Genomic DNA, 1,027 nt, shown 5'->3' on the forward strand with positions numbered 1-1,027 from the left:
AACCATAGCTGACTCACCTATGTCCAAAGTACGAGTGGATTCCATCGCTATCGCCTGCAAAATCAAGCGTGAGATAGGCATCGACTCCATGCCCCATATCTGCTGCAGGGACAAAAATGTAATTGCACTTAGATCCGGACTTCTGGCCGCCCATGTAGAAGGAATCCGTAACATCCTGGCAGTTACAGGAGACCCTGTCAGTGCCGATACACTGGCTTCCGTCAAAGGTGTATTCAATCTGAACTCATATAAGTTCATGTCCCTCATTTCACAGATGAACATCGAGGTCTTAAACGAAGATCCATTGAGTATAGGCGGCGCACTAAACCTGAATCTGGCCAACAAGGAGAATGAAGTTTCAAGGATGGTGAAGAAGGCAGAAAACGGCGCAACATTTTTCCTTACCCAGCCAATCTACGAAGATGAAACAATAGACTACCTAAAGTCTCTGAAGGACAGGAATGTTAAAATCCTGGGTGGAATACTTCCAATTGTAAGCTACAGAAACGCACAGTTTCTCAACAACGAACTACCAGGCGTACATGTGCCTGATGAGTATATTAACCGTTTCAAACCTGACATGACACGTCAGGAAGCAGAAGAGACAGGAATCGAAATGGCTGTGGAGCTTGCGAAAAAATTAAAACCCCACGTTGATGGAATCTACTTCATGACTCCATTTAACAGGGTTTCGATGATTGTTGAAATAATAAAAAGGATGGGCTAGGCTCCATCCTTTTTATTACTATTTCTTTTTACTGTTTTATTTATCCATCTGCCACATGAGCGATGGATATGAAACATCCTCTTCCATCATCCATGTTTCTACGAAATCCCATGAATCATAAGTTGATTCCTTAAACATATCTTCAGTCGTAAATCCATCTCCCACAGGAGATGCCATTTGACCAGTAGTTTCTGTATCCCAGTAGCTGCTGACTGCAACTGCCGTGTCATCTTTAGCTCCAACCAAACCACCAACATTCATATTACCCGTTACAAGTCCTTTTGCATAGCAGTTTGTTAT

General features: G+C 42.8%; 1 protein-coding gene and 1 pseudogene. One reads left to right on the top strand and one right to left on the bottom strand.

Annotated features, from left to right (window positions below):
* The coding region (locus tag AC3AX0_RS09200; protein WP_487550001.1) for a methylenetetrahydrofolate reductase at window positions 1–727 on the top strand (727 nt) is incomplete at its 5' end.
* 36 nt (window positions 728–763) lie between these two features.
* Here the strand turns inward: AC3AX0_RS09200 and AC3AX0_RS09205 are convergent.
* Window positions 764–1,027: pseudogene (locus tag AC3AX0_RS09205) on the bottom strand (hypothetical protein); the annotation flags it as partial.

The sequence above is a fragment of the Dethiosulfatibacter sp. genome, assembly GCF_983023055.1.